Below are 26,922 nucleotides of genomic sequence, written 5' to 3' on the forward strand. Positions count from 1 at the left end.
ATCGTTTAACATCCATAAAGAGATGCTCACTTGCGCACTACCCCCAATGAAATGAAAATGTAAGGATTAACCATGTCAGGACTGCGCACCCTAGGCGAGTTCATTGTCGAAAAACAAGCGGATTTCCCCCACGCTAGCGGTGATCTATCATCCCTTTTAGCCTCCATTCGTTTAGCTGCAAAAATCGTTAACCGCGAAATCAACGCAGCGGGTCTCGGTGATATCACTGGTGCTGTAGGTACGGAAAATGTCCAAGGTGAAGATCAGCAAAAGCTCGATGTTTACGCGAACGATAAGTTCAAAGCCGCGCTTGAAGCTCGTGATCAAGTGTGTGGCGTTGCCAGTGAAGAAGAAGACGAAGCAGTTGCGTTCAATAAAGAACTCAACCAAAACGCCAAATATGTAGTACTGATGGACCCACTTGATGGTTCTTCTAACATCGATGTGAACGTCTCTGTTGGTACTATCTTCTCGATTTACCGTCGTGTTTCTCCAATCGGTACTCCACCAACTGAAGAAGACTTCCTACAACCTGGTCACAAACAAGTGGCTGCGGGCTACGTAATTTACGGCTCCTCCACCATGTTGGTATACACAACAGGTAACGGCGTAAACGGCTTTACTTACGACCCATCTATCGGCAGCTTCTGTCTTTCTCATGAAAACATGATGATTCCTGATGATGGTAAGATCTACTCCATCAACGAAGGTAATTACATTCGTTTCCCTCAAGGGGTGAAGAAGTACATCAAGTACTGCCAAGAAAACGTGCCAGAAGACGGTCGCCCATACACTTCTCGCTACATTGGCTCGCTGGTTGCTGATTTCCACCGCAACCTACTGAAAGGCGGTATCTACCTTTACCCAAGCACACAAAGCCACCCACAAGGCAAGCTACGCCTGCTTTACGAATGTAACCCTATGGCATTCCTCATTGAGCAAGCTGGCGGCATTGCATCGGACGGCGTGAATCGCATTATGGACATCAAGCCTACTGAGTTGCACCAGCGTGTACCTTTCTTTGTGGGTTCGAAGAACATGGTTCGCAAAGTTGAAGAGTTCCTTGAACTGCACCGCGACGAAGAATAATTTCAGACCTTTGTCCAACGCGGCAGGTGTTTACCTGCCGCGTTTTTGTCGCTAAAGTGAAACGCGAATTTATCATCAGATGAAGCCGCTTTTGTGTGACTCATCGTTAATGAAAAGGAATATTCTAATGAGCTTAAACCATGTACCAGCAGGCAAGTCGCTGCCTGAAGATATCTATGTCGTTATCGAAATTCCTGCAAATGCAGATCCAATCAAGTACGAAGTAGATAAAGACTCTGGTGCTGTATTTGTCGACCGTTTCATGTCTGCACCAATGTTCTACCCATGCAACTATGGCTACGTGAACAATACCCTGTCTCTTGATGGCGACCCAGTCGACGTATTGGTACCAACACCATACCCACTCATGCCAGGTTCAGTCATTCGCTGCCGTCCTGTTGGCGTTTTGAAGATGACAGATGAATCGGGTGAAGATGCAAAAGTGTTTGCGGTTCCCCACTCAAAAATCTCGAAAGAGTACGAGCACATCCAAGATGTGGACGATATCCCAGAACTACTGAAAGCGCAGATCACGCAATTCTTTGAGCGTTACAAAGAGCTTGAAGCAGGCAAATGGGTGAAAGTGGATGGTTGGGCAGATGTTGCTGCCGCCAAAGCTGAGATCCTAGAATCTTACGAGCGCGCTCAGAAAAAATAAGCATCACTGCTGATACAAAACTAAAAAGAGCTGCTCTAGGGCAGCTCTTTTGCTTTCATCTTACCTGTGTCAACTAGATAGGTGCGCCTGCTGAAGACATTCGTCCAGCGTCGTAGTCATGTTGAAAGAAGGGGTCAACATCATCACAAATGCCAAAATACGGCCGCCCGATAACACCGAGCATATAAGCACTTTGCTCGCAATACTCTTGCTTGCCTTGCTGGTAACCCGCTTGATAAGCCATTATCAGTTCTGCCGTCGCATGGTTAACATCATCCAGCTTCGCAATTCGCTCCTCAGATAACTCCCGTAATCCATCTAAAGCTGACTGCTTACCAAACACTTGCCAATCGGTCACATTATTCGAAGTCGGTAGTGTTGTTTGTGCGCATGCAGCAAGAAGCAACGCCATTGATCCAATTACGAATGTTTTCATCGTGACTCCTTAGTGTTTAGCTCGTTGCTATTGATAATGTCAGTATAGCTCACACCTTTTGACACCAATCTCCGGAAGCGATTTCTTCGGTTAATTGCTCAGTATCTTGATATAAGTAGATCCAAGCTTGGCCAAACGGCGTAACGATGCTCTCTCGGCGATATTCCACTGGCACATCTTCTAACCTATCTAGCTCGGATAAGGTTTCATCATCAATCAGATACACTTCACCTTGAATCGAGCGTTGCCCATCAGACAACGCTGGATAAGGGCCTAAGTCATACATTGCAAATTGAGCATCCGTTTCATGTAAACCAAGAAACTGCGCCGAGCGCAAATACTGATGGTTGTACTCTCCCTTGCGTAACGTGCCGTAGACAAAAATCAAATGCTGCATAACCACTCCTTAGTCATGACTGTGTATGCTTAGGTTAAAGCACTTTAATCGAACTCAAACTGATAGAGTAGGTCAACGGCGCTATCTACACCAGATACCGCTTCTAAATACAAGTCTTGCATCAATCGGTAACGCACAGTGAACTCACCTAGGGAGTTAAAGATGCCGACACCATATTTCACCTGCAAACCTGGCAGAATATAACCACTCACCGTCACTTGCGAGTCATCGCCCGACCCAGCAGTGTCCAGCTGTAAATCCTGTACGCCAAAGGCTTCACCGATTTCACCAACCACACGCCCACTCTTCGCCAAGCTTAAACCAATTAAGGTAGTCGTCATTGCATTACCACCAGCTTCACCATCAATATCTTGACCACGAAGTAGATAAGAAAGTGCATTGGCTTGGTTCATCGCGGGCTCTGAGAAAATTTCTATACTCGGATCAGATGCTGGGCCCGACACTTGTACCCCCGCAATGACATCATCTTGGGTATTGTCTGGATTACGAATCGCTTTGATAGACAAGTAAGGTTGATCTGGTGGACCATTCATCAGAATCTTACCTTCTTTAATCAATAAGTCCTGACCAAACGAACGATAAGAACCGTCGACAACATTCACTTCACCAACGATGAAAGGACCTTTGTCTTTTTGTGTCACGTTTAGGTTCCCTTTCAACCCACCTTTTAAACCAAAAGCGGCAAGTTGGAAGTCATCACCAATTTTAATGTTGATGTTCGTTTCCACATCAAACGGCATCGCAGCCACATCGTCCACTGGCTGCAAGTTTCTATCGAGAATAACGGTATCACTCGATACGCCTACCGCACTTGGTGGAAGCTCTTCGACGACAATTCTGCCCCATGGCAAATTAATATCACCCTCAATTTTCGCAAGCTGAGGAGTCACATCTATTGTCATGTCAGGCTCAACTTTGATTTTTACCATTGGAGGCAAATCAACATTGAGCTCTTTAGCAAATACACGCGCTTTAGTGCGCCAGTTCTGTAAGTCCTGCCAGTCGGCATCACCGGTAACGTTCAACTCACCATCCGGGGTTAAAATTCCAGCATCCAAGTCCGCTTGATGACCTTTAAAGTTGATGACGACCTGTCCTGAGTTTATATCTATCGGTGTGACTTCACCCTGTAGCTTCATTTGGTCAATCAAGAACTGACCGTTCACCTTCGGATGCATAACGTCACCTGATATCGCTAGGTCAGTATTCATGTTTGCTTTAAACAAGCTGTACTCACCAATCAACGGTGCCAAGAAGTCCAAGTGGAACGTAGAGAGTGAAACCTTACCATCAATAGTGGGCTTTTCAGACGAGACATTCAGTAAAGAAACCTTACCAGACAAGTCACCGTTATCTTTCACATCAAATAGCCACTCGGCATCAAGCTTGTCTTTCGCTAATGCCGCTTTAAAGTTGAAGCTTTCCCAACCGACTTTAATTGGCTGCTCAAGTGCTTGTTCAACTTGGCCTTTTGGCATATTGACACTTAAGGTTACTTCGGGCTTTTTCTCTGGTGCCCATTTAGCAAAAACCTGTGCATTAACCGAGCCTTGCAGCTTGGTTTCTGGCGGCAGGAATTGCTTGATTTGGTCAAAATCAAAATCATTGATGGCTAGCTTCGCCTGGCCACTCTTACCAACACTAATGTCTTCGGTTAGACATACGCTCGACTCCGCTTGCAACCAACAATGCGCTTGAACGTTCGCGATCTGTTTGTCGATATTGACCTTGACCGCGGTCGATTTTTGCAACGCCCACGGGCCTTGTTGCGAGCTCAGCGTCAAGCGGCGCAGCGCCCCATCCCAAATCATTTCTGGTTTCTGCTGGAATGTCCCTTCAATTTCTAAACTGGTCGACACCAGGTCAGACACTACATCGAGCGTCAGTTGATGCAGTTTTTCATCCCCAGAGACTTCAAGGTCAGCACTATCAACTTTTATGTCGTCATAGGTAATGTTGTTCGCAATAAGGCTTATGTTCGCTTTTGGTGCTGGCAGAGGCTTCACATCACCCTTTAAGGTGATCGTTTCTACGTTCGCCTGTTGCTGCCAGTTTATCTGATTTAAAGCGAGATCAAGATTGATGTCTGGTTCTTTCAAGCTACCACGTAGTGCGACTTTACCTTGCATCTTACCTGCAAGGTCCGGAACACTTTTCGCAAAATCAGGGAAGTTAACCTCAACATCCATCAGAATTTGCTTATCTATCTTACCCTTTGCACTCAGTTGGTTCGGACCATGAGAAAGCGCTAAACCCTGAGTGGTAAGTTGGATGTCTTCGCCTTTGCCGTTCTTATCAGACGCTTCAAGTTGCCCTTCAACATTCAGCGGATAACCTCGCAAAATGCCGTCAATGTCTAACTTAGGCAAACTGACTTGCCAACCGCCTTGTTCTGTTAACAACCCCGAAGTCGAAAGATTACCGCTGATATCCCCTTCGGCTTCTTTCCACTGCAATCCTGGTTGAATGTTCTTCAGGTTTAAGTCAGCTTGCCAGTTGATTGGCGCGGCCCAATTGGCCATGACTTTCCCAGAGAGTTCGCCCCCTAAGGTTTTCACTACAAGGCTTTCAAGGTCAATTTGCTCTAACGTACCTTTGCCGTTTAGTGCGACATCAACGGCGGGAATATCTTTGCCTGACGCTTTGGTTTCTAATGCGACTTCGTAGCCGTCAAGTGAGCCTTTTGCCGCCAAGCTTGGTACAGAAACCTGGTAATCGCTTTGTCCAAATAGCGGCCATTGCGCTTGTACATTTTTAATCGCGACATCAAACGGTAACTGTGTTTTAAGCGGTTGAATATCACCTTTGATCTCCGCTTGTATAAGCTCAGAAAGCGTAGCATTTAGTGACAAATCACCAACCGAACCCGAGACCGAAAGCGACAGTTTTTGTCCCTTCGCATCCGCTTGCTTCACTAACGCGTCCAGTTGCGCTTTGATAGGGTAATCAGAAGAAAGCGTCACTTGTGTGCTCAACTTGCCTTCCACTTCTGGCATGTCGAGCTCTAATGTTTTGACATCAACACGCTCACCGCCTGCTCTTGCAACCAAACCAAGATGATTGACGATCACTGGCGTTTCACCTGCCAGTTTGAAATTGTGAATATCAAGACGACGCGCTTCCACCGTCAGTGGAATCCATACTTCGGGTAACACAATATCTTGCGGCGTAACGTCAGTTTCTTTCGGCTCCTCGGCAGCCGCTTCAGGTTCAGCCTCACTTGGTGCTAAAGCCACATTAATGTCTTTCAACGCGGTAGGTGCGATCACCAAACGATCACCCTGCATCGACAAAGCGGTCGAGAATGTTTGCCAATCAATTTGATTGCCCAGCACATTGACATTGATGTCATTAAAGCTGACTTTATTAACAAAAATTGGCACTGGCGTACTGATAGAACGCAGTGGTGGTGTTTCCTCTTGCTCCTCGCTTGCTGGCGGTAGCTCTGGCATCTTAAAGTCAAGCCCCTGCAGTCTTAACTCATCGACACAGACCTTAGGGTCAAAGAAACAGCGGAAGTTCACTGCCAAAGCTAAACGCTCGACTTTGGCGTCGATATTCAAAGACTCATCGACAAAACTGACGTTATGCAGTTCGAAGCGAGGAAACAATGAACCCTGCACTTTTTCAATCTGCAATTGTGGTAATGCTTTTTCAGCTCCCCACAAGGCAAATTTGAGGCCTGGGTGGGTAAACAAAACTGTCGCGACAATAATGATGAGCAACAGCAATAGACCAATCAAACTGAGCGACAGCCATTTGGTCCACTTAAACATCATTTTGATCATAGCTCAGGCCCCAATGAGAAGTGGATACGAAACTCTCGTTCTGGTTTTGCATCCAACCCCCATGCAAAATCAAAACTAACAGGGCCCACCGGAGACGCCCAGCGGATACCAACACCAGCACCTGATTTCCAATCTGGTGTTTCATTAAACGCATCACCAATATCGTAAAACGTTGCAGCCCACCAGTTTCCATAAACACGATATTGGTATTCTAATGTACTGCTAACAATGTATTTACCACCCGTCAAAGCACCACTCTCATCCACAGGTGAAATAGATTCATAGCCGTAACCACGAATATTATTGTCACCACCAGCGAAGAAACGCAGCGACGGTGATAGTTTTTCAAGTTCATCGGTAATATTCGCACCACCTTCTAAGCGGAACAAACCACGATGATTCTCTCCAATACCACGAATCCAAGAAGTCGAGCCAATTAAGCGGAGCACTCTAGTTTCAGAAAGCATAGCGGTATCACCATACTCAATAGTGATGCTTTGCTTGTCTCCCCACATTGGCATATTGCCCCCTCGAACCCTAGTCCGAGAAAATGTCGCACCTGGAAGTACGAAGTTGAATTCATCATCTTGTAAACCTTGCGTAAAGCTCTCGTACAAATGACGAACATAAACGGTATTATGCCAACCACCGTCTGCTAACCAATGACGCTCCACTGCAAGGTTAGACTCGATACTCTGCGTGTCACGGTTGTCTAGGTTTTTAAGCCCATATTGAACTTGATAATAATCGTTAGCGACATCTTCTAAAGGAATTTTGTAAGAAGCAGTCACGGTTTGCTCTGGCTTAGATAGGGATAAAGCAGTGTTGAAACTGTGTCCTCGGGAGCTCACCCAAGGTTTCTTCCACTTCAACGTTCCTCGAACGCCAACATCCGTTGAGTAACCAATACCCGTCTCGATCTGATTCTTCGAAGCAGGAGATAAAGACACTTTAATTGGCAAGTCTCGGCCATCATCAAGCCTATCCAATTCAGGCTCAACAAAAACTGAGGAAAACCACTCCGTATTTGATAGCTTCTGGTTAAACTCGCCCAGCTTCGAAACGTTGTATGGGTCCCCTTCTTTAAAAGGTTGTAGTGATGCGACACGGTCTTCCCAGATGTGGTTGCCAATAAAAGAAACGTCGCCAAAATTGAAACGTATTCCACTGCTGTAGTGCAAACGGACATTAGCTTCGTTCAGATCAGGGATAACCTCTAATCGACTTAGCGTAAACTCACCATTGAAGTAACCACGCTGAAGCGCCAAGTTACGAATGCCTGACTTAAGGCTGTCGTATTGGCCTTGATTCAAAACTTGACCAACTTTGAGCGGAGAGCGCTCAATAAGTTTTGCAAACTCTTCATCGTCCTTGGCCTCTCCAGTGATGACCACATCCATGACTTTCACTTTCACTGGCAAGCCCGGCTTGATGAGCACAATTAACTCATCATTCGCTTCAGGAATAGAGTATGAAATTTTTGCATGATAATACCCAAGCGCGTTAAGCGCTTCAGTGATACTTTGATCTAATCTCGCTTGAAAACGCAGAGAAGTGGAGTAATCCTTCTCTGGAATAGATGATAGATACGCACTGACATTCTCTTCTAAAGCGCCATCAATGCCTTTCAAAGTCAAAGAAACATCGGCATAGGCACCATGAGAAAAGGCAAACAGGCCAACAATGGTGGGGAGAGCTTTTTTTATCATGCTTTTATGGCTGAATGAGGTTAAGTAAACGTAAATAATGATAACGCCAATTAGATTCTAAGTCTGTAATATTAATAGGTTTAACGCGGTCTATGTCATCACAGCATCAGATACAGACGAAATGAAAAAGTTCGCAAATTTAAGACACGTATTGAAGGACAAATACCATGCTCAACAAACAAACATTGATCAGTATAGAAGATGCCTTGCCAGGTAGAGATCAACCAATGCAGATTGACGATCATCATTTTGTAAATAAATCTAACCTAAAGGCGCCTCTGGCGTCACACCAACAGCAGATTTTGCTCGGAATGGGCTGTTTTTGGGGCGCTGAGCGCGTATTTTGGCAACTCGACGGCGTTGTATCTACTTCGGTCGGTTACGCTGGGGGGTACACACCCAATCCCACCTATGAAGAAGTCTGTACGGGTAAAACGGGTCATACAGAAGTCGTACGAGTCGTTTTCGATGAACGCGTCATCTCATTAGAAAAGCTACTGGCTGTTTTTTGGGAAAAACACGACCCAACTCAGGGAATGCGTCAAGGTAACGACTTAGGTACTCAATATCGTTCTGCAATTTACACTTATTCGACGGAGCAACTCGAGAGCGCAGAGAAATCGAAACTCTTGTATCAGCAAGCACTGCAAGAAGAGCAGCGCGCGAACATCACCACCGAAATACAACCAGCAGGTCCGTATTACTTTGCGGAAACCTACCACCAGCAATATTTGGCGAAAAACCCTGATGGTTACTGTGGCATCGGAGGAACGGGAGTTTGCTTCCCACCAAGCCTCCAAGGATAAACCTAACCAGCAACAAAAAGAGCGACCGATATGGTCGCTCTTTTCTAAATCTAAGTGGGTACCAAGCTAACTAAGCCGATAATGATGCTATCACTTGGTTGACTTCTTTAAAGATGGTGAGCCTTTTATGATCGTTGACGTCAGGTAGTAACACTTTGCCATTGTCGAACTGAAAACAGCCAACCCCAACAATAAAAAATTGACCTTTGAACAACGTTTTAACAAAACGGGCCACTTGTAATGGTCGATATACAGCAAACTCACGTAGCATAACTCACCTCAATTCCTTTGAGAAAACACGGATTGCTTATTTTTCCTCTGCAATCTTAATGCGCAATTTGCGACGGAAATCATTTTAGCAAATTCTAAATATAACGCAAGATTACACCACTCCATACGTTAAATAAATGTTATCAACGGTCCTACAAATTTCTAAGATCTGGATATATACTGGAAGCTTTCAAACCTCGTACGGAATATAACAATATGAAAACTAAGACTCTCCTACCTCTACTACTGGCCTTAACGCCAAGCTTGACCTTTGCACACAACTTGTCAGTAGGAAAAAGCGTTCCTCCTGTCAATGTTGCCGCTTACGGCGAGATTGTTTTACAAGGCGAAGGCGTTGCATACCAACCCTGGGCAACTCAACATATGCAAGGCAAAGTTCGTGTTATTCAAGCCATCGCAGGCCGTAGCAGTTCAAAAGAGATGAATGCCCCTTTAATGTCGGCAATAACAGCGGCAAATTTTCCACAAGAAAGCTACCAGACGACGACTATCATCAACCAAGATGATGCAATTTGGGGGACAGGCTCTTTCGTGAAGTCTTCAGCTCAAGACAGCAAAAAAGAGTTTCCTTGGTCATCCATGGTTCTTGATGAAAATGGCGTAGTTGCTAATACTTGGGACCTGAAAGAAGAAAGCTCGGCCATTATTGTTCAAGACAAAACGGGCAAAGTTCTGTTTGTCAAAGAGGGCGCACTTGAGCAAGATGAGATAACAAAAGTCATTGAGCTTATTAAACAGAACATCTAGCTTCATTGAATGGCTCCTTGTTCCTGTTGTAAGGAGCTATATGAATTTGATTAGAAGCATGGGCAGTGATAACTCTGCTCTTTATAAGTGCGACACTTCCATCAGAGAGTATTACCAATATTTTTCGGCACGTATGTGTTGAGTTAAATTTTTCTGCTAGCCAACAAAAGAGTGAACTTTTATTCATTATGGGTGTTATATTATAACAGTCGGTAAGAGGAGCTCAGATGTACCACCACCAGCAAAAAATACTAAGATATTGGTATCGCACTGCTTTATTTTTCAGTGTTGCGTTGCTGATCGCTTGGAACTTTGCGGTTGTACTTCATCAAGTCGCTCTGACGCCCGACCATCATACCCATCATCATTGCCAATTATTTTCTGGTGTTCAGCACGGTATAGCAAAGGTACAACCTACCCTCTCTACACCGACTTTTACGCGCGCCCAGCATCATCATGTTTTTTTGCATCTCGTGTACCGCGAAGAAGTTCTTGGCGCTGCTCGTGCCCCTCCTTATTTTGCTTAATTTCCAAACTATTCCACACTCAAAATTATTGAGTTCATTCCCGCACCTAGTGTGTCAGGGAATAATAACTTAGTGAAACTCGAATCTGAGCAATACCGCCTTTGGTTAATGCCAGTAAAATTAGGAAAAATACAATGTCATCAAAACACGTTTTAGCCCTTGCTATTGGCCTCACTTTATCGACAGCAGCGAATGCAAACGAATACCGCCAGCATGGTGCTCATGTGCATGGTCACGTCGAGTTTAATATCGCCCAAGATGGCAAAGATCTGTTAGTAGAGATCACAGCTCCTGGAGCTGATGTTGTGGGTTTCGAACATGCTCCAGAAAACGCACAACAAGAGCAAGCGCTTAAACAAGCCGTCGCTACACTCGAAGACAGCAACGCATTGTTCGCTATTAACTCACAAGCTGATTGTAGTGTTGAAGAAGCTTACGTGAGCCACAACCTAAGCGAAACTCATGAGGAACATGATCATAGTGAGCACGACCATGATGACCATGCACATCACGATCATGAAGGGCACGAACACCATGATCATAATGAACATCATGATAAACATGACCACCATGACGCTCATGATGAAGCGCACGATCATGGCGGTCACGGTGAATTTTCGGTGCAATATCGCTTCAGTTGCGAACAAGTTAATCAGCTTAGCCAAATCCAAACCGATTGGTTTAACCAATTCCCAACTACAGAGTCCATCAGCGTCAATATATTCACTGATACCATGCAATCAGCAATTAAATTAAGCAAAGATAACACCCAAATCGTAATCAAATAACACGAGTGGCGTGTAAGTACCCACTTACACGCCACAGCTTTGGTGATTTAATATGACTGAAACCACACCAAATGTTGTCGAGCTAGAGGATGCCCAATTTTTCTGGCCCGGTTCAACCAACGCAACCATCCACATTCCCAAATTACACATTACACAAGGCGAGCATGTGTTTATCAAAGGTCCAAGTGGCTGCGGTAAATCGACCTTGCTCGCTTTGTTGACGGGGATTAACACATTAACTTCAGGCTCTCTATCTGTACTCGATACTGACCTTGCTAGTTTAAGTGCCAGTCAGAGAGACCGCTTTCGCGCCAATCATATTGGCTACATCTTTCAACAGTTCAATTTATTGCCGTACCTTAACGTACTTGAAAACGTATTATTGCCATGTCAGTTCAGTAAAATACGACGTGACCGTGCCCATTTAGGTGCCTCATCTCAAACGTTAAATGAACAGGCTCAGGCCCTACTAGAACGACTGCACTTGCCAAACGAGCTTCATACACGCCCTGTCTCTGAATTGAGTATTGGTCAACAACAACGTGTGGCTGCGGCTCGAGCTCTGATAGGACATCCAGAGTTAGTGATCGCTGACGAACCAACCTCAGCTTTAGACTATGACAATCGTAAAGCATTTATTGAGCTCCTTATGGAGCAAGCGAATCAAGCCAATGCCACACTGGTATTCGTTAGCCACGACCCAACACTCGAACCCTTATTCGATCGCACGCTCAATCTACCCGACATTAATCAAGTATCTAGCCTAGGAGCCATATCATGAGTGCTGTTGTAAAGCTCGCCTGGAAAAGCTTGATGAACCGCAAAGCTACGGCAATTCTAACCATCATGACCGTTGCGATTTCAGTGGTACTCCTCTTGGGCGTCGAGCGTATCCGAACTCAAGCCAAGGATAGCTTCGCCAATACAATTTCAGGCACTGACCTCATTATTGGTGGACGCTCTGGGCAAGTGAACCTATTGCTCTATTCTGTGTTTCGTATTGGTAATGCGACCAACAACATCGATTGGAAAAGCTACCAAGAGTTTGCCAATCATCGTTCAGTCGATTGGGCTATTCCAATCTCGCTTGGCGACTCGCATAAAGGCTTCCGAGTTATGGGAACCAATCACAGTTACTTTGAGCATTACAAGTTTGGAAGTAAGCAACCACTAACATTTAGCAAGGGTAGAGAATTCAATGGTTTATTTGAAACCGTGCTAGGTTCTGATGTCGCTAAACAACTTGGTTATGATATCGGTAGCGAAATCATCATTGCCCACGGCATTAGCGACGTTGGCTTTAGCCGTCATGACAATCTGCCATTTAAAGTTGTCGGTATCCTTGCACCTACAGGAACACCAGTCGACAAAACCGTCCATGTATCATTGGAAGCAATCGAAGCCATTCACGTTGGGTGGGAAAGTGGTGCGCGTTTGGGCCCGACACCCAAGGCACAAGATCTCAAAAACAGAGACTTTCAGCCCAAACAAATTACCGCTATGCTCGTTGGTTTGAAATCTCGTATTCAAACTTTCGCCCTGCAAAGACAAATTAACACCTACCCCAAAGAGCCGCTTAGCGCCATTATGCCCGGCGTTGCGTTGCATGAGTTATGGGAAATGATGTCGGTTGCAGAGCAAGCCCTAATGGCAGTATCTGGTTTTGTCGTGATTGCAGGGTTGTTAGGTATGTTAAGCAGTCTATTAACTAGCCTACAGGAACGCCGCCGTGAAATGGCGATTTTGCGTGCCATGGGAGCAAGGCCTCGTCATGTTTTCTCACTCTTAATTAGTGAAGCTAGCTTGCTTACTGCTGCTGGTATTATTACTGGCGTTACTGGGCTGTATGCCATTCTTGCTATCGCGCAGCCGATCATCCAACAGCACTATGGAATACATCTCACCTTAAGCATCTTATCTACTTATGAGTGGATGCTATTAGGTTTCGTACAATGCGCTGGTATTGTGATTGGTTTCATTCCCGCACTCCGCGCCTACCGACAGTCACTGAGTGACGGAATGACAATAAGGATTTAATAAAATGTGGAAAAAAATACTCGCAAGTTGCTTGCTGGTCGTCGCATTCACAGCGCCTGTTATGGCCAGCGAAGAACCATTGAAGCTTGACTGGATTGACCTTGTTACAGAAAAAGAGCGTAAATTGTTCGACAGTATAGGCATGCCTGCATCTGATCACAGTGGTGGCGCAGCGCAGCAGTCCAAGATTGGTAATGTTCGACCAGAACTGAACGGAAGCCAAGTTAAAATTCCAGGGTTTGTTATCCCACTTGAAGGTGATGCCAATACCGTCACCGAGTTTTTATTAGTGCCATACTTTGGAGCTTGTATTCACGTGCCACCACCGCCTCCAAACCAGATCATTTACGTGAAGTTTCCGAAAGGCGCTCCTGTTCAAGAGTTGTGGGATGTTATATATGTGGTTGGAACGTTGAAAACCGAGACGATAAACCACGAACTGGCAGAAACGGCTTACGTTATTGAGGGATCAGAAATAGAAGCCTACGACGATATGTAATTTAAGTCGTCGATAAGCCTCGCTACACCTAAGGCGTCACACTGGCGCCTTTTTTAGCTTTGTGCTACACGATATAACGAGATAAATACGCTAACACGCCCACATAAATAACCAAAAGAAACGCTATCGACAGGTGCTTTTTGAGTTTACCTGCTTCTGAGAACTTCATAGCCCCTCCAAAATAACGATAACAATTTTAACAACTCATTATCATTTTGAATAGCCCTATTCGTTCAAAAACTGAGAACTCCTGTCTGGTCGCTTGGTCAGATAAGGTGTAAATTTAAACGTGCGAACCGCGCAGTTCTTGGTAGGAAAACGAATGGCAGACCCGACAAAGCAACCTGTTGTCATCGAACATCAGTCAGACACAAAAAAAAATACGCAACAAGAAAAGAAACAAGGCTACATAAAAGACAGTGCTAGTAAGGTAAAAACCATTGCCCAAATACACGGTCTTGACGCCTTACTGCAAACCGAACCGCCAGCCAAATCTGCGTTTGAAAGAGCCCAATTGCGAGAGCAAAGACGCCAAGAACAGCGACAAAAAAACTTAGAACAGATTTTAAAATTAGCGCACAGTTCATGCCGAGATGAGACAGCGGGAGAGCCAGACCAAGATTGGTTGCATCGATTTTTTGAGATGGCTCAAGACATCCATAACAGCGCGATGCAAAAGCTATGGGCTCAAGTGATGAAGCGTGAAGTGACCAATCCGGGTTCAACGTCCATGAAAGCGTTGAAAACCCTCAAAGACATGTCACCAAAGGAAGCACAAACTCTGCAAAGAGCCGCCTCTTTAGCGTGCAGTTTTGGAGGGGATCACAGCAGAAAACTGCTGATTGGTTACAAAGCGCAAGGAGGAATATTTAGCTTCGGCAAGCGAGACGTCGCCAACAGCCTAAATATGGGAAGTTTTCAACTGCCGTATTCAAGCTTGTTGCTCTTAATTGAATTAGGGCTGCTGCACAGTGCCGAACTTGAATCTGGCGAAATTAGTATCGAGACACCGTTGGCCCTCACCTACCAAGGTAAAAACTTGTCACTGAACGTAAACAGCAAAGGTGTCCGCCTTTTATATTACCGCTTCACACCCACAGGTAATGAGCTCTGTACCTTGCTCGGAAACAAACCACATGCCGAATACTACGATCAAATGCTTGCACTGTTAAATCATAGATTTAGTGTCCATAGTGAAGCTAAAAGTACGGTTCATCATACCGTCTAGCCAGCTTGAGAAGCATTTGATCACCTATGATCCAAATACTTCTCAAGCAGCTCAAAGAGCTTTAGGTCACCTATGATCTAAATGCTTTTTTATCGGATCACACCGCGTTGTTTAAGATCGATTAAGCACAAATCTACCAGCTCATCGACACTCTTTTCTCCCGCGGGCAAATCGATTTCAGGGTTCTCTGGCGCTTGATATTCCGAATCAATACCAGTGAAATTAGGAATCTCTCCCGCACGGGCTTTACGGTATAAACCCTTAGGATCTCGACCTTCGCAAACCTCTAGAGATGCATTGACATACACTTCGATAAACTCGCCTTCTGGCAATAAATCGCGCACTAACTTCCGCTCTGCACGATGCGGTGAAATAAACGCCGACAGAACAATTAAACCCGCATCTGCCATCAACTTCGCCAGTTCACCAATGCGACGAATGTTCTCGCGACGGTCCTGTTCAGAAAAACCTAAATCGCTACACAAACCATGCCGTACATTGTCACCATCCAATAAATAGGTGTGGTAACCCAATGCTGCAAGGCGATTTTCCAACGCCCCCGCTACGGTTGATTTACCCGCTCCAGATAAACCAGTGAACCACAATACGGCAGGTTTTTGCTTCTTTAATTCAGCACGAAACTGTTTATCAACCGAATGCTGGTGCCAAACAATGTTTTCATCTTTTACCGTCGTTTCGGCAGTCATAACGTATCCTTGTAAATATCGGAATTAAAACGGGAAAAAGACCGGGATCAAAGTAAGTACTAATACAGAGTACACAATCGAAATTGGCACTCCAATTCTCACGTAGTCGGTCAATTTGTAATTTCCTACGCTGTACACCAGCAGGTTAGTTTGGTAACCGTAGGGAGAGATAAAGCTCGCACTCGCGCCGAACAAAACCGCCATGATGAATGGCATCGGATCCACGCCATAACCCACCGCCATGCTATAGCCGATAGGAAAAGAAAGCGCAGCCGCGGCATTGTTTGTCACCAATTCAGTGAGTACCAATGTCATGATATAAGTCGCCACCAAGGCACCAAATACTCCCCAGCCATTAAACGCTTCAATAAACATCACTCCCATTCTTTCTGACAATCCAGAAGAGATCATCAGTTGAGCAATAGACAAAGCGGAACCGACAATCACGACGATATCGATCGGAAAACGGCGGCGCAGTTCTGAAATCTGCACAATACCAAACGCAATAAGCGCGATAAGGTACGCAGCTAGACCTTTAATAATTGGCACTAACTCTAATAGAGCGCATCCAATTACGGCTGCAAAGCCCAGTAATACAATGGAAGACTTATTCGTATCAAGCCGAGCGCTAGAGTCCAAGTCATGCACTAAAACAAACTCTTTACGATGAGCTCGGCGTTCAGACTCAAAACGCTTTCCTGGAACCAGAACTAACGTGTCCCCAGGCGCTAAGGTAATGCTACCCAAGCCACCTTCTAGGCGTTCGTGGCCTCGGCGAATCGCCACAACAACGGCATCGAATCGGTCGCGGAATCGGCTCTCTTTGAGGGTTTTGTAGCAAAATGTCGCCGACGAGCTCACCACAACTTCGATAAAGTTTTGCCCATTTAAGTGCTGCTGACCAAACAACTTGAGGCCCGGAATTTCTTGCAGGGTCGCGACGCTCTCAACATCGCCACAAAATAACAGGCGGTCTTTTGCATTGAGCACAAAATCCGGTCCCACAGAAGAAACAGTAACACCATCGCGCACCACTTCTGCAAGAAACAGTTTGCGCAGCGCACGTAAATTATTCTCGCTGATCGTACGCCCAACTAGCGGTGATCCAGGCTCAACGCGAGACTCAAGAAAGTAAGGTAAATCTTCTTGGTTTTGATCATCATAATTCGGTAGCAAGTAGCTGAGCGGGATAAGAATCAGCATCCCTCCCACCAGCACAGCCAAACCTATCATCGTAGGTGTAAAAAAGCTCAGGCTCGGTAAGCCTGCGTCTTCAACAAAGCTGTTGATGATTAAGTTAGTCGACGTACCAATCAAAGTTAACGTGCCACCAAAAATGGCGGCGTAAGACAATGGGATAAGTAATTTCGAAGGTGCATGCTGCTGATTACGCTTAATCGCCCCAATCAATGAGACAACCACAGCGGTATTATTCGTAAATGAAGAGAGCAAGGCTGTCGATACACCGAGCTTAGCAATCACGCTGCCTAACTGGCCCTCAGAGATACTTCGGCTCACCCAACTGATCAGCAGTGTTTTTTCTAGAGCACAGGATGCAAGAATCAATAGAACCAGGGTTAACAATGAAGAGTTGGTAAAATTGGATGCGATAGTGGCTGAATCCATCATCCCAGCCATGAATGCAATAAAAGCGGCACCCGCAAAGACATAACTAGGCTTAATTTTCGTGACAAGCAAGCAAGTGATAATGCCAAGCAAAATCGCTAACACAAACCCTTGTTCCCACATAGCCTTTCCTTACCAAATAGCCCTAAAGGGCACAACAACGACTCATTTATCCATGAATCACCGACAAACGAGCAAACAGACAAAAATCAGCGCAAGCGAAAAGAACATCAGAATGCTCGGTTTCTTGGGCTCCACCGAAGCATTCTGGTATTAGGAGAATACCTAACGACATTTCGCAATTCAGTTAGGTAGCGACACCCCAAGTACAACAGCAAACAGTGCCTGAAATTATCGTACTTGGGTGAGCCAGTTACTTTTTCAGAAACTGGCTGACGTCTTTTGCTTCCCAGTGTGGGAAGTGTTTACGGACAAGCGCATTAAGCTCAACTTCAAACGCAGAGATGTCCGTCAAATCGCGCTCAACCACGGCGAGGCTCTCTTTAACCATGCCAGCACCAACCGTCACGTTTGTCAGACGATCGATAATGATAAAGCCACCGGTATCTGCACAGTCTTGATAATTGTCCAGCGCGACTGACTCATTAAGAGACCATTCACACAAACCAATACCATTCAATGGCAGCTCTGCCGAGCTATGAGTCGAGAGATTATTAATGTCATATTGATGACGAATCGCTTCAACATGACCTACGGTTTTCTTACCTGCGATTTTGATGTCATAGTCACGACCCGGTTGCAGGGGTTGCTCTGTCATCCACACCACATCGGCAAGCAAATGGTTTGTGGTTTCCACTTGAGCATTATCTAGAACAATCAAATCGCCACGGCTAATATCGATCTCATCGCTTAGCGTCAGAGTGACAGCTAATCCGGCACGAGCTTCTTCGATATCACCATCAAAGGTCACAATACGTGCCACAGTTGACGTTTTACCCGATGGCAAAGCTTTAATGGCATCACCGACTTTGATCGAACCAGAAGAAATGGTCCCCGCAAAACCACGGAAATCGAGGTTAGGACGATTAACGTATTGCACAGGGAAGCGGAATTCACCCGCGCCTTTTTCTTGATCCACATCGACCGTTTCAAGAAGCTCAAGCAATGATGGGCCTTTAAACCAAGTCAGGTTTTGGCCTTTATCCACCACATTGTCCCCTTCAAGCGCTGAGATCGGGATGATTTGAATATCAATATCCCCTGTCAGATTCTCAGAGAACTTCAGATACTCATCGCGGATCTCTTCAAAGCGCTCTTGGGAGTAATCCACTAAGTCCATCTTGTTGATCGCCACAACAAAGTGCTTCAAACCCAACAGGTTGGAAATGAAAGAGTGACGACGAGTTTGATCGAGAATGCCCTTACGTGCATCAACCAGAATCACAGCTAAGTCACATGTCGATGCGCCTGTAGCCATGTTACGTGTGTACTGCTCGTGTCCAGGAGTATCTGCAATGATGAATTTACGTTTCTGCGTCGAGAAATAGCGGTAAGCCACATCAATCGTGATCCCCTGCTCTCGCTCAGCTTGTAAGCCATCGACCAACAACGCAAGGTCGGGCTTTTCACCCGTGGTACCCACACGTTGGCTGTCTGAATGCACTGCCGCTAGCTGATCTTCATAAATTTGTTTTGAGTCATGGAGTAAGCGACCGATTAATGTACTTTTACCGTCATCCACCGAGCCACAAGTCAAGAATCTAAGTAACGACTTGTACTGGTGTTGTGTTAAATAGCCTTCGATACCAAGCTCGGCTAATTGAGCTTCAACTGCACTGTTCATTATCTTTCCTTAGATCCTTTAGAAGTAACCTTGACGTTTCTTAAGCTCCATCGATCCTGACTGATCGTGGTCGATCGCTCGGCCTTGGCGCTCACTCGACGTTGCCACCAGCATCTCTTCGATAATGCCAGTTAAAGTGTTTGCTTCAGACTCGATAGCCCCAGTCAATGGATAACAACCAAGGGTACGGAAGCGCACACTCTTCTCTTCAATCACTTCACCCGGTTGAAGCTCCATACGATCATCATCAACCATGATCAGCATGCCATCGCGTTCAACAACTGGGCGTTTGTCCGCGAGGTAAAGCGGCACGATCTCGATGTTTTCTAAATAGATGTATTGCCAGATATCAAGCTCAGTCCAGTTAGACAGTGGGAATACACGAATGCTCTCACCCTTATTAACCTGACCGTTGTACGTCTTCCATAGCTCAGGACGTTGGTTTTTAGGGTCCCATGTATGGTTCTTATCGCGGAATGAATACACGCGCTCTTTCGCCCGTGATTTCTCTTCATCGCGGCGCGCGCCACCAAAGGCCGCATCAAAACCGTACTTGTTCAGCGCTTGTTTTAAGCCTTGAGTCTTCATGATGTCAGTGTGCTTAGAAGAACCATGAACAAACGGACTACAGCCCATGGCTAGACCTTCTGGATTCTTATGTACCAAAAGCTCAAAACCGTATTTGGCCGCGGTGCGATCACGAAATTCAATCATCTCGCGGAACTTCCAATCGGTGTCGACATGCAGCAATGGAAATGGAATCTTACCTGGGTAAAAAGCTTTACGCGCTAGGTGCAGCATCACTGATGAGTCTTTACCAATCGAATACATCATGACTGGGTTATCAAACTCAGCCGCAACTTCACGGATGATGTGGATACTCTCCGCTTCGAGTTGTTTAAGGTGAGTTAAACGTTGTTGGTCCATGTTTTGTATTTCCTTTTTAAGCTTGAAGGCGCATTACGTCTCTAATCTTTGGTCTGAAATTATATGGAGTTGGCAATAGCACTTTTGTTGAATTCAGTACTAGACAAAAACCAGTCTAACTTTTGAGACAGTCGCACTACCTCTCCGACAACAATCAAAGATGGCGACTGTGCTTCCTTCGATAAATCAGAGAGTTGGGAGAGTTCTCCCGTAAATACTTTTTGTTGAATCTGCGTGCCACGCTCAATAATGGCAATCGGAGTCGACGCTGAACGACCATGCTTAATGAGTTGATTCTGAATATAGTGTGATTTCATCAGCCCCATGTAGATCACTAAAGTCTGATTCCCACGCGCCAACGTGGACCAATCCATCTCATCACTTTCTTCTTTCAAGTGGCCAGTCACAAAGATGGCCGATTGCGCATAATCACGATGAGTCAGTGGAATACCAGCATAAGCGGTTGCGCCAGCTGCTGCGGTAATGCCAGGGACAACTTGAAAACGAACGCCGGCATCAGCAAGCACTTCTAACTCTTCACCACCACGACCGAATACAAACGGATCCCCACCTTTAATGCGCACTACTTTGTAGCCCTGCTTGGCAAAATCCACCAAAAGCTGATTCGTCTTCTCCTGCGGCACACTGTGATGCCCAGCTCGCTTCCCAACGCACACCAAAATCGTATCGCTTGGAATCAATGCCATGATTTCTTCAGACACCAAGTAGTCGTACAAAACCACATCAGCTTGCTGCAAGCAGTTCAGTGCTTTCACCGTCAGAAGTTCAGGATCGCCTGGTCCTGCACCGACTAAGGCGACTTCACCAGGCTGTAGCGATTGCTTTGCAAAACGAGTAACACCAGCGACTGGGTTGTCAGAAACTAACCGGGGCTTTGGTTTAGGGAAAGAAGTGACTGAATCGTTCGTTGCCATGTGCTTGCTCATCGTCCATTGATATCGTTATGCAAGCATTATGGCGGGGCGTTTATATTACCTGAAATTCTAAAATTTCATTTTTTATTCAAAAATCTGCTAAGAAGTTTTTGTTTGGTCTCATTCAAAAGCGTGAAAAAGTCGGCGGTTAATATGAATAAGGTTCAGTAAACTGATTAATGTTCACAGTTTTCTGTATCTTTATCATCGAGTTGCACCTGTATTTGATACATTACGCAGTACGATTTCCCCTTATCATTGAATTGGAGCACCAAATGAAAGTGGCAGTTCATCCTATTTCCCTCGCAGTTTTAAGTGGCATGCTAACGCTTGCTGGCCCAGCAATGGCCGATACCATCAAGCTTCGTATTATCGAAACCACCGACATTCACACCAACGTGATGGATTACGATTACTACAAAGACCAACCATCACAGCAAATCGGTTTAAGTCGCGCTGCGACAATAGTGAAACAAGCTAAGTCCGAGGCAGAAAACACGGTACTAGTAGATAACGGTGATTTAATTCAGGGCAGCCCAATGGGCGATTACATGGCAGCAAAGGGGATTAATCCCGGCGACGTGCACCCAGTCTACAAAGCGATGAACCAGCTAGACTACGATGTGGGCAACATTGGCAATCATGAGTTCAACTATGGCTTAGATTTTCTACAAAAGACGTTGAAGGGGGCAAACTTCCCTTACATCAACGCAAACGTATTTGATAAACAAACCGGTGAGCATTACTTCAAGCCTTACCTCATCAAAACTCACACTTTTAAAGACACAAACGGCGAAGCGCATCAAATAAAAGTGGGTTACATCGGCTTTGTACCACCACAAATTATGGTGTGGGATAAGAAGAACTTAGAAGGCAAAGTCTTTGCTAAAGACATTAAGGAAACAGCAGAGAAACTGATTCCTCAAATGAAGAAAGAAGGCGCAGACGTGATTGTGGCGATTCCACACTCGGGCATTTCTACTGATCCATACAAGCTAGGAGCTGAAAACTCTGTTTACTACCTCACAGAAGTTGAAGGTATTGATGCAATTGCTTTTGGCCACTCTCACGCAGTCTTCCCAGGGAAAGACTTCGCAAACCTACCTGGTGTTGATATAGATAAAGGGACCATCAATGGTGTAACGTCCGTGATGCCGGGTCGCTGGGGAAGTCACGTAGGTGTGATGGATTTGATGCTGAAAGAGAAAGACGGCAGATGGCAAGTCATCGAAGGCCAAGCAGAAGCACGCCCTATCTTCGATAAAGTAAATAAGAAGTCATTAGCTAAAGCCGATGAAGATATTGTGAAAGCGTTAGAAGAAGATCACAAAGGCACTCGTGAATTTGTAAACCAACCAATCGGCAAAGCAAATGATGTCATGTACAGCTTCTTGGCATTAGTGCAGGACGACCCCACCATTCAAATCGTTAACCTTGCTCAGAAAGACTACGTAGAACGCTTTATTCAAGGCGACCCAGACCTTTCTGACATTCCAGTACTGAGTGCGGCAGCACCATTTAAAGTCGGCGGTCGTAAGAACGATCCGAATAACTTTACAGAAGTAGAATCCGGTCAGCTCACCTTTCGTAATGCGGCCGATCTTTACTTATACCCAAACACCTTGGTTGCGATGAAAGTGAAAGGTAAAGAAGTTCGCGAATGGCTAGAGTGCAGTGCGGGTCAATTCAACCACATCGACATCAACAATCCTAAACCGCAATCTTTGATTGATTGGGATAATTTCCGTACTTACAACTTCGATGTTATTGATGGAGTTAACTACCAAATCGACGTTACCCAACCGCCGAAGTACGATGCGGATTGTAAAGTGATTAATCCAGATTCTCAGCGCATTGTGAATCTGACGTTTAATGGTAAGCCTGTCAATTCGAAGCAAGATTTCATCATCGCAACCAATAACTACCGTGCTTATAGCAATACTTTTCCTGGTACAGGCCCAGATTTCATTGCATTTGACGCACCAGATGAAAACCGCTCTGTCGTCGCCACTTATATTTCTCGCGTGAGTGAAGAAAAAGGAGAAGTGACACCAAGCGCTGACAACAACTGGTCTTTCGCACCGATTAAGTCCGATAACAAGCTAGATATTCGTTTCGAAACCTCCCCTAGCGATAAAGCAGCGCAGTTCATCAAAGAGAAAGGACAATACCCAATGAAACGCGTGTCAACAGACGACATTGGTTTCGCAATTTATCAAATCGATCTGAATAAATAAGGTTGATTTGACAACAACACTAAGCGGCTCTCATGAGCCGCTTTTTTGTTATCAATAAAACCCGTTAAAATAAAGAAAACCGTTTCCGAGTTATCACATGCACAGCGATCTTTTTTCAGACTTAGTCAAACATGGCTTTTTAGAGACAGAAGCAAACCAACTTATTGAAAATGGTGAGTTACTCGAACTGCCTACACGCCACATTCTTAATCACCAAGGGGAGTTGAGCTCACACCTTTACTTCATCATTGAGGGGTTATGCCACGCAAGCTATCTTACTGAGCACGGCAAAGAATTCAGTAAAGAATTTTATTGGGAGAAGGACTGGGTTATCGGGTTTGAGAGCATAATAAAGGACCAACCTTCGCCTTACTTATTGGAAACGCTGAGCGCTTGTCAGCTATTTTGCTTGCCAATTGAAACGTTGCATCACTGGCGAGCAGAAAAGCACGCCATTTACTTAAAGCTACTCGAAAACCAACTGGTTAATAAAGAGAATAAAGAACGCTTTATGTTGCTCTACTCTCCAGAGGAACGATATCAATTATTTTGCGCTCATTACCCAGATTTAAAGCAACGTATTACCGATAGTCAAATTGCGGCCTACCTGGGCATTACGCCAATCAGTTTGAGTCGAATCAAAGCACGCTTAACCAAAGATCACACTCTCAAATAAACTCCAAAAAGAAAAAAGCTCTTCAAACGAAGAGCTTTTTCTCTGCTATTTGAGCTATTTAAGAATTCGCGCCCGGAACTGGCGCCCTTTCATCTTGCCGTTACTAATGGTCTGTAGAGCCTTTTTAGCCACAGACTTTTCGACGGCAACATAAGCGCGCACAGGGAATAGGTGGATCTTTCCGACTTGAGAGCCTGGAATACCATTTTTTCCTGTCAAACAACCTAAAATATCACCCGGTCGTACTTTCTGTTTCTTACCGCCATCAATGTTAATCGTAACCATCTTCGCTTGGTATGGCTGCTGATTTGATTTGGCAGGCAATGTTGCTGGTACCACGTCCATCTCTAGGTATTCTTCAATACGAGCTACACGTAAACCGTCTTTCTCACCAAAAAAGCTGAACGCTAAACCTTTACTACCCGCACGACCTGTACGACCTGTACGACCTGTACGACCAATACGGTGCACATGAACCTCAGGATCGCGCGATAGCTCAAAGTTAAAGACAGCATCAAGATTATCAACGTCCAAACCACGCGCTGCAACGTCTGTTGCAACAAGGATAGACACACTCTTGTTAGCAAACTGCACCAATGCTTGGTCGCGTTCACGCTGCTCTAAGTCCCCATGGATATCGATAACGCTGAATCCTTTGTGATGCAACTCATCTGCGACACTTTGTACTTCTTTTTTGGTATTACAAAAAACCACCGCGGACTCTGGTTGGTGAGTCAGCAGCAAATTCGCCAATGCTTCATCACGCGCTTCCGAGCCTTCAACTTTATAGAAGTACTGCGCAATGCTTGAAGTATCATGCGTCGATTCCACCTTAATCACTTCCGGTGTCTGCATTATACGCTGCGCAATTTGCTCAATTTTTTCTGGAAAAGTAGCACTGAAAAGTAGAGTTTGACGCTGCTTTGGCGCTGCATCGATGATTGCATCTAATGCGTCTTGGAAACCCATGTCCAACATGCGATCAGCTTCATCTAGCACCAAGGTATTCAGTTCGCTAAGATCAATTCGGCCTTTTTCAAGGTGATCCAAAATACGACCAGGAGTACCAACTAGGATATGCGCACCATGCTCTAACGAACCAATTTGTGGCCCCATAGGCATCCCACCGCAGAGAGTAAGCACTTTAATATTATGAATGCCGCGACCTAAAGTACGAATTTCCTTCGCTACTTGATCTGCAAGCTCACGTGTTGGACACAATACTAATGACTGGACACGAAAGCGTTTGACGTTGAGGTTCGATAAAACCCCTAAACCAAATGCAGCGGTTTTACCTGAGCCCGTTTTACCCTGCCCGATGACATCACGATGTTTTAGGATTGCAGGCAAGCTCAAAGCTTGAATTGGCGTCATGTGGGTATAGTTCAGGGAATCAAGTGTGGCAAGTAACGCTGGGTTAAGCCCAACTTGATCGAATGTTTGTTTGCTCACGGGGATATCCTCAGGTGAGATGGAAAGAGGGCACATTATCACCAGATTTGGTGGGAAAACCAGTGCTAATTAACCTTTGTTAATGAGTATGAGCTCAAAACAAAGTAAAGTCAGTCACTCTATTCTCATTACGGATAACAACATGCTCACTTGGATTACTTTGCCCTTTGCTCAGCTAACAACCACGCAGCTGTATGAAATGATGAAATTGCGTGTGGATGTATTCGTTGTTGAACAAACCTGCCCTTACCCTGAACTTGATGGTAAGGACACGCTGGAAGGCGTTTATCATCTAATAGGCTATCACGGTGATGAACTGGTTGCTTGCGCAAGATTACTGCCCGCAGGCACTACGTATGACAATGTGAGTATTGGTCGAGTGGTGACAAAGCAGATCGCGCGAGGCGGTGGCTTAGGTCATAAGTTATTGGACAAGGCCTTGGCACAATGCGAAACATTATGGCCAGGGCAGACAATCGATATAGGTGCTCAAGAACACCTCATCCCGTTTTATGCAAGTCATGGATTCAAGGTTATCTCAGAGTGCTACCTTGAAGATGGTATCCCTCATGTGGATATGCGGAAAGAATCCGTAGCGCAATAAGCTTCAATTCGATTGGTTACTATGAAAACTAATCGCTATGAAAGACTAACTAAAAAGACGCGATATCTTCGCGTCTTTTCATTTGAAGCGTTTACTTGTTACGTCCAAAGGTCCCATCCGATAAACGGAAAAACATAACGGACCGCCCGCTTTTTTCCAGCTGTAGCATATCTAACTCACCTTCGTCACTAAGCTTAAAGCGAATCAATTGTCCCTGCTTTATTTGGCTTAGCGGCTTATCACTGCCTTCTATGTTGACCAGAGCGCTAAGATCCGCCATAGAGAGCTGATTACTTCTGAAAACCTGCGCTAATGTATCACCATTTTTAACCGTGTACTCTTTCCAGTCTTCAGATTTCGGTCCAGAGTTCTGAGAGGTTCTCTGCTGGCTTAAACTCTGCGCGTTCAGCTCAATCGCTACGCGTTGATGATCGACCTCAGTCTGCTCAACTGGCTGGTCTGCTTTATTAGGCAAAGGAATAACAAGGAGTACCAGAATCAATGGCACTAAGACCATCAAAGCACGCTGGTGAAATTTAGGCAGACGCAACCAAAACTGCTTAACAGGCTGTATACGCTCCAACCATTGCTCTTTGTTGAACGGCTGCTTCCAGTCGATAGCAGCGAATTTTTGTTTAACCAATTCGACATAGTCGACTTGCTGCTTTTTCTTTCTGCGACGATTCATTGTAATGAGTCCCTTAATACTTCTACGGCCAGTATAAAAATACCGACGCGGAGAGTATATGTTTTTCACCAAACTAAAATGGAATTGGGATTAAATTAGCAGAAATTTCACTTGGAGTAAGAGATAAGTCACAACCTGGTCGCCTCAATTAAGCATTCAGTCGCAATCATTTAAACCTAAGCTCGAAACTGATATCCTGTTACCTTTATCACTCCTAATAAGAGCGACATTCATGTCTGAAATTA

The 26,922-nt window shown here is 45.2% G+C and carries 25 protein-coding genes; 13 read left to right on the forward strand and 12 right to left on the reverse strand.

All coding sequences use genetic code 11. The annotated features are described in order from the left end of the window. Window positions 1-72: 72 nt before the first annotated feature. Both fbp and ppa read left to right on the forward strand, forming a co-directional pair. Window positions 73-1,089 (forward strand): class 1 fructose-bisphosphatase, encoded by a 1,017-nt coding sequence (fbp, locus tag R7O12_RS15490; protein ID WP_005383114.1) that lies wholly within the window; start codon window positions 73-75, stop codon window positions 1,087-1,089. A 127-nt stretch (window positions 1,090-1,216) separates the two neighbouring features. Beyond that, window positions 1,217-1,747, forward strand: coding sequence for an inorganic diphosphatase (gene ppa / locus R7O12_RS15495; protein ID WP_005379635.1), 531 nt, complete (start codon window positions 1,217-1,219; stop codon window positions 1,745-1,747). 73 nt (window positions 1,748-1,820) lie between these two features. Here ppa and R7O12_RS15500 read toward each other — a convergent pair whose 3' ends face one another. Genes R7O12_RS15500 through R7O12_RS15515 form a run of 4 tightly spaced genes read right to left on the reverse strand, consistent with a single transcriptional unit; the run spans window position 1,821 to window position 8,098 of the window. Continuing rightward, a complete protein-coding gene (locus R7O12_RS15500) occupies window positions 1,821-2,183 on the reverse strand; it encodes a DUF2799 domain-containing protein (RefSeq protein ID WP_005379633.1) in 363 nt (120 codons plus the stop codon). Between the two features lie 49 nt (window positions 2,184-2,232). Then, entirely contained in the window at window positions 2,233-2,580 is a 348-nt protein-coding gene (locus R7O12_RS15505) for a gamma-glutamylcyclotransferase (RefSeq protein WP_033906019.1), read from the reverse strand. A 44-nt stretch (window positions 2,581-2,624) separates the two neighbouring features. Further along, window positions 2,625-6,389 (reverse strand): translocation/assembly module TamB domain-containing protein, encoded by a 3,765-nt coding sequence (locus R7O12_RS15510; RefSeq protein ID WP_318100824.1) that lies wholly within the window; start codon window positions 6,387-6,389, stop codon window positions 2,625-2,627. Then, a complete protein-coding gene (locus R7O12_RS15515; RefSeq protein ID WP_005383121.1) occupies window positions 6,386-8,098 on the reverse strand; it encodes an autotransporter assembly complex protein TamA in 1,713 nt (570 codons plus the stop codon). The genes R7O12_RS15510 and R7O12_RS15515 overlap by 4 nt, the downstream gene beginning before the upstream one ends. Before the next feature lie 167 nt (window positions 8,099-8,265). On the opposite strand from R7O12_RS15515, the gene msrA reads away from it, so the two are divergent. Beyond that, a complete protein-coding gene (gene msrA / locus R7O12_RS15520; protein ID WP_005379620.1) occupies window positions 8,266-8,904 on the forward strand; it encodes a peptide-methionine (S)-S-oxide reductase MsrA in 639 nt (212 codons plus the stop codon). 70 nt (window positions 8,905-8,974) lie between these two features. Here msrA and R7O12_RS15525 read toward each other — a convergent pair whose 3' ends face one another. Next, window positions 8,975-9,175, reverse strand: coding sequence for a DUF1107 domain-containing protein (locus R7O12_RS15525; protein ID WP_005379612.1), 201 nt, complete (start codon window positions 9,173-9,175; stop codon window positions 8,975-8,977). 215 nt (window positions 9,176-9,390) lie between these two features. On the opposite strand from R7O12_RS15525, the gene R7O12_RS15530 reads away from it, so the two are divergent. From R7O12_RS15530 to R7O12_RS15560, 7 genes are all read left to right on the forward strand, one after another. Beyond that, window positions 9,391-9,942 carry a YtfJ family protein gene (locus tag R7O12_RS15530; RefSeq protein ID WP_005383122.1) on the forward strand — a complete coding sequence of 184 codons (552 nt, stop codon included), beginning with the start codon at window positions 9,391-9,393 and terminating at the stop codon, window positions 9,940-9,942. A gap of 227 nt (window positions 9,943-10,169) precedes the next feature. Next, complete coding sequence (locus R7O12_RS15535; RefSeq protein WP_318075941.1) at window positions 10,170-10,469, forward strand: DUF2607 family protein; 300 nt, start codon at window positions 10,170-10,172, stop codon at window positions 10,467-10,469. Window positions 10,470-10,603: 134 nt separating this feature from the next. Beyond that, window positions 10,604-11,257, forward strand: coding sequence for a zinc uptake protein ZrgA (gene zrgA, locus R7O12_RS15540; RefSeq protein WP_054576634.1), 654 nt, complete (start codon window positions 10,604-10,606; stop codon window positions 11,255-11,257). 52 nt (window positions 11,258-11,309) lie between these two features. Continuing rightward, window positions 11,310-12,038 (forward strand): ABC transporter ATP-binding protein, encoded by a 729-nt coding sequence (locus R7O12_RS15545; RefSeq protein WP_042522447.1) that lies wholly within the window; start codon window positions 11,310-11,312, stop codon window positions 12,036-12,038. Beyond that, window positions 12,035-13,294, forward strand: coding sequence for an ABC transporter permease (locus R7O12_RS15550; RefSeq protein WP_258481022.1), 1,260 nt, complete (start codon window positions 12,035-12,037; stop codon window positions 13,292-13,294). The genes R7O12_RS15545 and R7O12_RS15550 overlap by 4 nt, the downstream gene beginning before the upstream one ends. A gap of 4 nt (window positions 13,295-13,298) precedes the next feature. Further along, on the forward strand, window positions 13,299-13,793 hold the full coding sequence (locus tag R7O12_RS15555) for a DUF3299 domain-containing protein (RefSeq protein ID WP_318100827.1): 495 nt from the start codon (window positions 13,299-13,301) through the stop codon (window positions 13,791-13,793). 322 nt (window positions 13,794-14,115) lie between these two features. After that, window positions 14,116-15,021, forward strand: a complete 906-nt coding sequence (locus tag R7O12_RS15560) for a TIGR03899 family protein (RefSeq protein ID WP_064353580.1) — start codon at window positions 14,116-14,118, stop codon at window positions 15,019-15,021. 89 nt (window positions 15,022-15,110) lie between these two features. Here R7O12_RS15560 and cysC read toward each other — a convergent pair whose 3' ends face one another. The 5 genes from cysC to cobA form a co-directional block, all read right to left on the reverse strand. Continuing rightward, the gene (gene cysC / locus R7O12_RS15565) at window positions 15,111-15,728 is read right to left on the reverse strand and encodes an adenylyl-sulfate kinase (protein ID WP_005379598.1); all 618 of its coding nucleotides are present in this window, start codon (window positions 15,726-15,728) and stop codon (window positions 15,111-15,113) included. A 24-nt stretch (window positions 15,729-15,752) separates the two neighbouring features. Beyond that, on the reverse strand, window positions 15,753-17,477 hold the full coding sequence (locus tag R7O12_RS15570) for an SLC13 family permease (RefSeq protein ID WP_005379596.1): 1,725 nt from the start codon (window positions 17,475-17,477) through the stop codon (window positions 15,753-15,755). A gap of 250 nt (window positions 17,478-17,727) precedes the next feature. After that, window positions 17,728-19,158 carry a sulfate adenylyltransferase subunit CysN gene (gene cysN, locus R7O12_RS15575; RefSeq protein WP_017633444.1) on the reverse strand — a complete coding sequence of 477 codons (1,431 nt, stop codon included), beginning with the start codon at window positions 19,156-19,158 and terminating at the stop codon, window positions 17,728-17,730. Window positions 19,159-19,176: 18 nt separating this feature from the next. Beyond that, complete coding sequence (gene cysD / locus R7O12_RS15580; protein ID WP_005379592.1) at window positions 19,177-20,085, reverse strand: sulfate adenylyltransferase subunit CysD; 909 nt, start codon at window positions 20,083-20,085, stop codon at window positions 19,177-19,179. 59 nt (window positions 20,086-20,144) lie between these two features. Further along, on the reverse strand, window positions 20,145-21,020 hold the full coding sequence (gene cobA, locus R7O12_RS15585) for a uroporphyrinogen-III C-methyltransferase (RefSeq protein WP_031780800.1): 876 nt from the start codon (window positions 21,018-21,020) through the stop codon (window positions 20,145-20,147). Between the two features lie 275 nt (window positions 21,021-21,295). Between cobA and cpdB the strand changes: the two genes are divergently transcribed. Together cpdB and R7O12_RS15595 are read left to right on the forward strand one after the other, a co-directional pair. Continuing rightward, window positions 21,296-23,257, forward strand: a complete 1,962-nt coding sequence (cpdB, locus tag R7O12_RS15590; RefSeq protein WP_258670860.1) for a 2',3'-cyclic-nucleotide 2'-phosphodiesterase — start codon at window positions 21,296-21,298, stop codon at window positions 23,255-23,257. A 97-nt stretch (window positions 23,258-23,354) separates the two neighbouring features. Then, a complete protein-coding gene (locus R7O12_RS15595) occupies window positions 23,355-23,933 on the forward strand; it encodes a Crp/Fnr family transcriptional regulator (protein WP_171344405.1) in 579 nt (192 codons plus the stop codon). A 54-nt stretch (window positions 23,934-23,987) separates the two neighbouring features. Here the strand turns inward: R7O12_RS15595 and dbpA are convergent, their stop codons facing one another. Further along, the gene (gene dbpA / locus R7O12_RS15600) at window positions 23,988-25,385 is read right to left on the reverse strand and encodes an ATP-dependent RNA helicase DbpA (RefSeq protein WP_318100833.1); all 1,398 of its coding nucleotides are present in this window, start codon (window positions 25,383-25,385) and stop codon (window positions 23,988-23,990) included. A 142-nt stretch (window positions 25,386-25,527) separates the two neighbouring features. Here dbpA and R7O12_RS15605 point away from each other — a divergent pair, with 142 nt between their 5' ends. Beyond that, complete coding sequence (locus R7O12_RS15605; RefSeq protein ID WP_213915200.1) at window positions 25,528-25,989, forward strand: GNAT family N-acetyltransferase; 462 nt, start codon at window positions 25,528-25,530, stop codon at window positions 25,987-25,989. Between the two features lie 91 nt (window positions 25,990-26,080). Here R7O12_RS15605 and R7O12_RS15610 read toward each other — a convergent pair whose 3' ends face one another. Then, window positions 26,081-26,677 carry a LysM-like peptidoglycan-binding domain-containing protein gene (locus R7O12_RS15610; RefSeq protein WP_256901135.1) on the reverse strand — a complete coding sequence of 199 codons (597 nt, stop codon included), beginning with the start codon at window positions 26,675-26,677 and terminating at the stop codon, window positions 26,081-26,083. Window positions 26,678-26,922 lie beyond the last annotated feature (245 nt).

Source organism: Vibrio sp. Vb1574 (assembly GCF_033338675.1).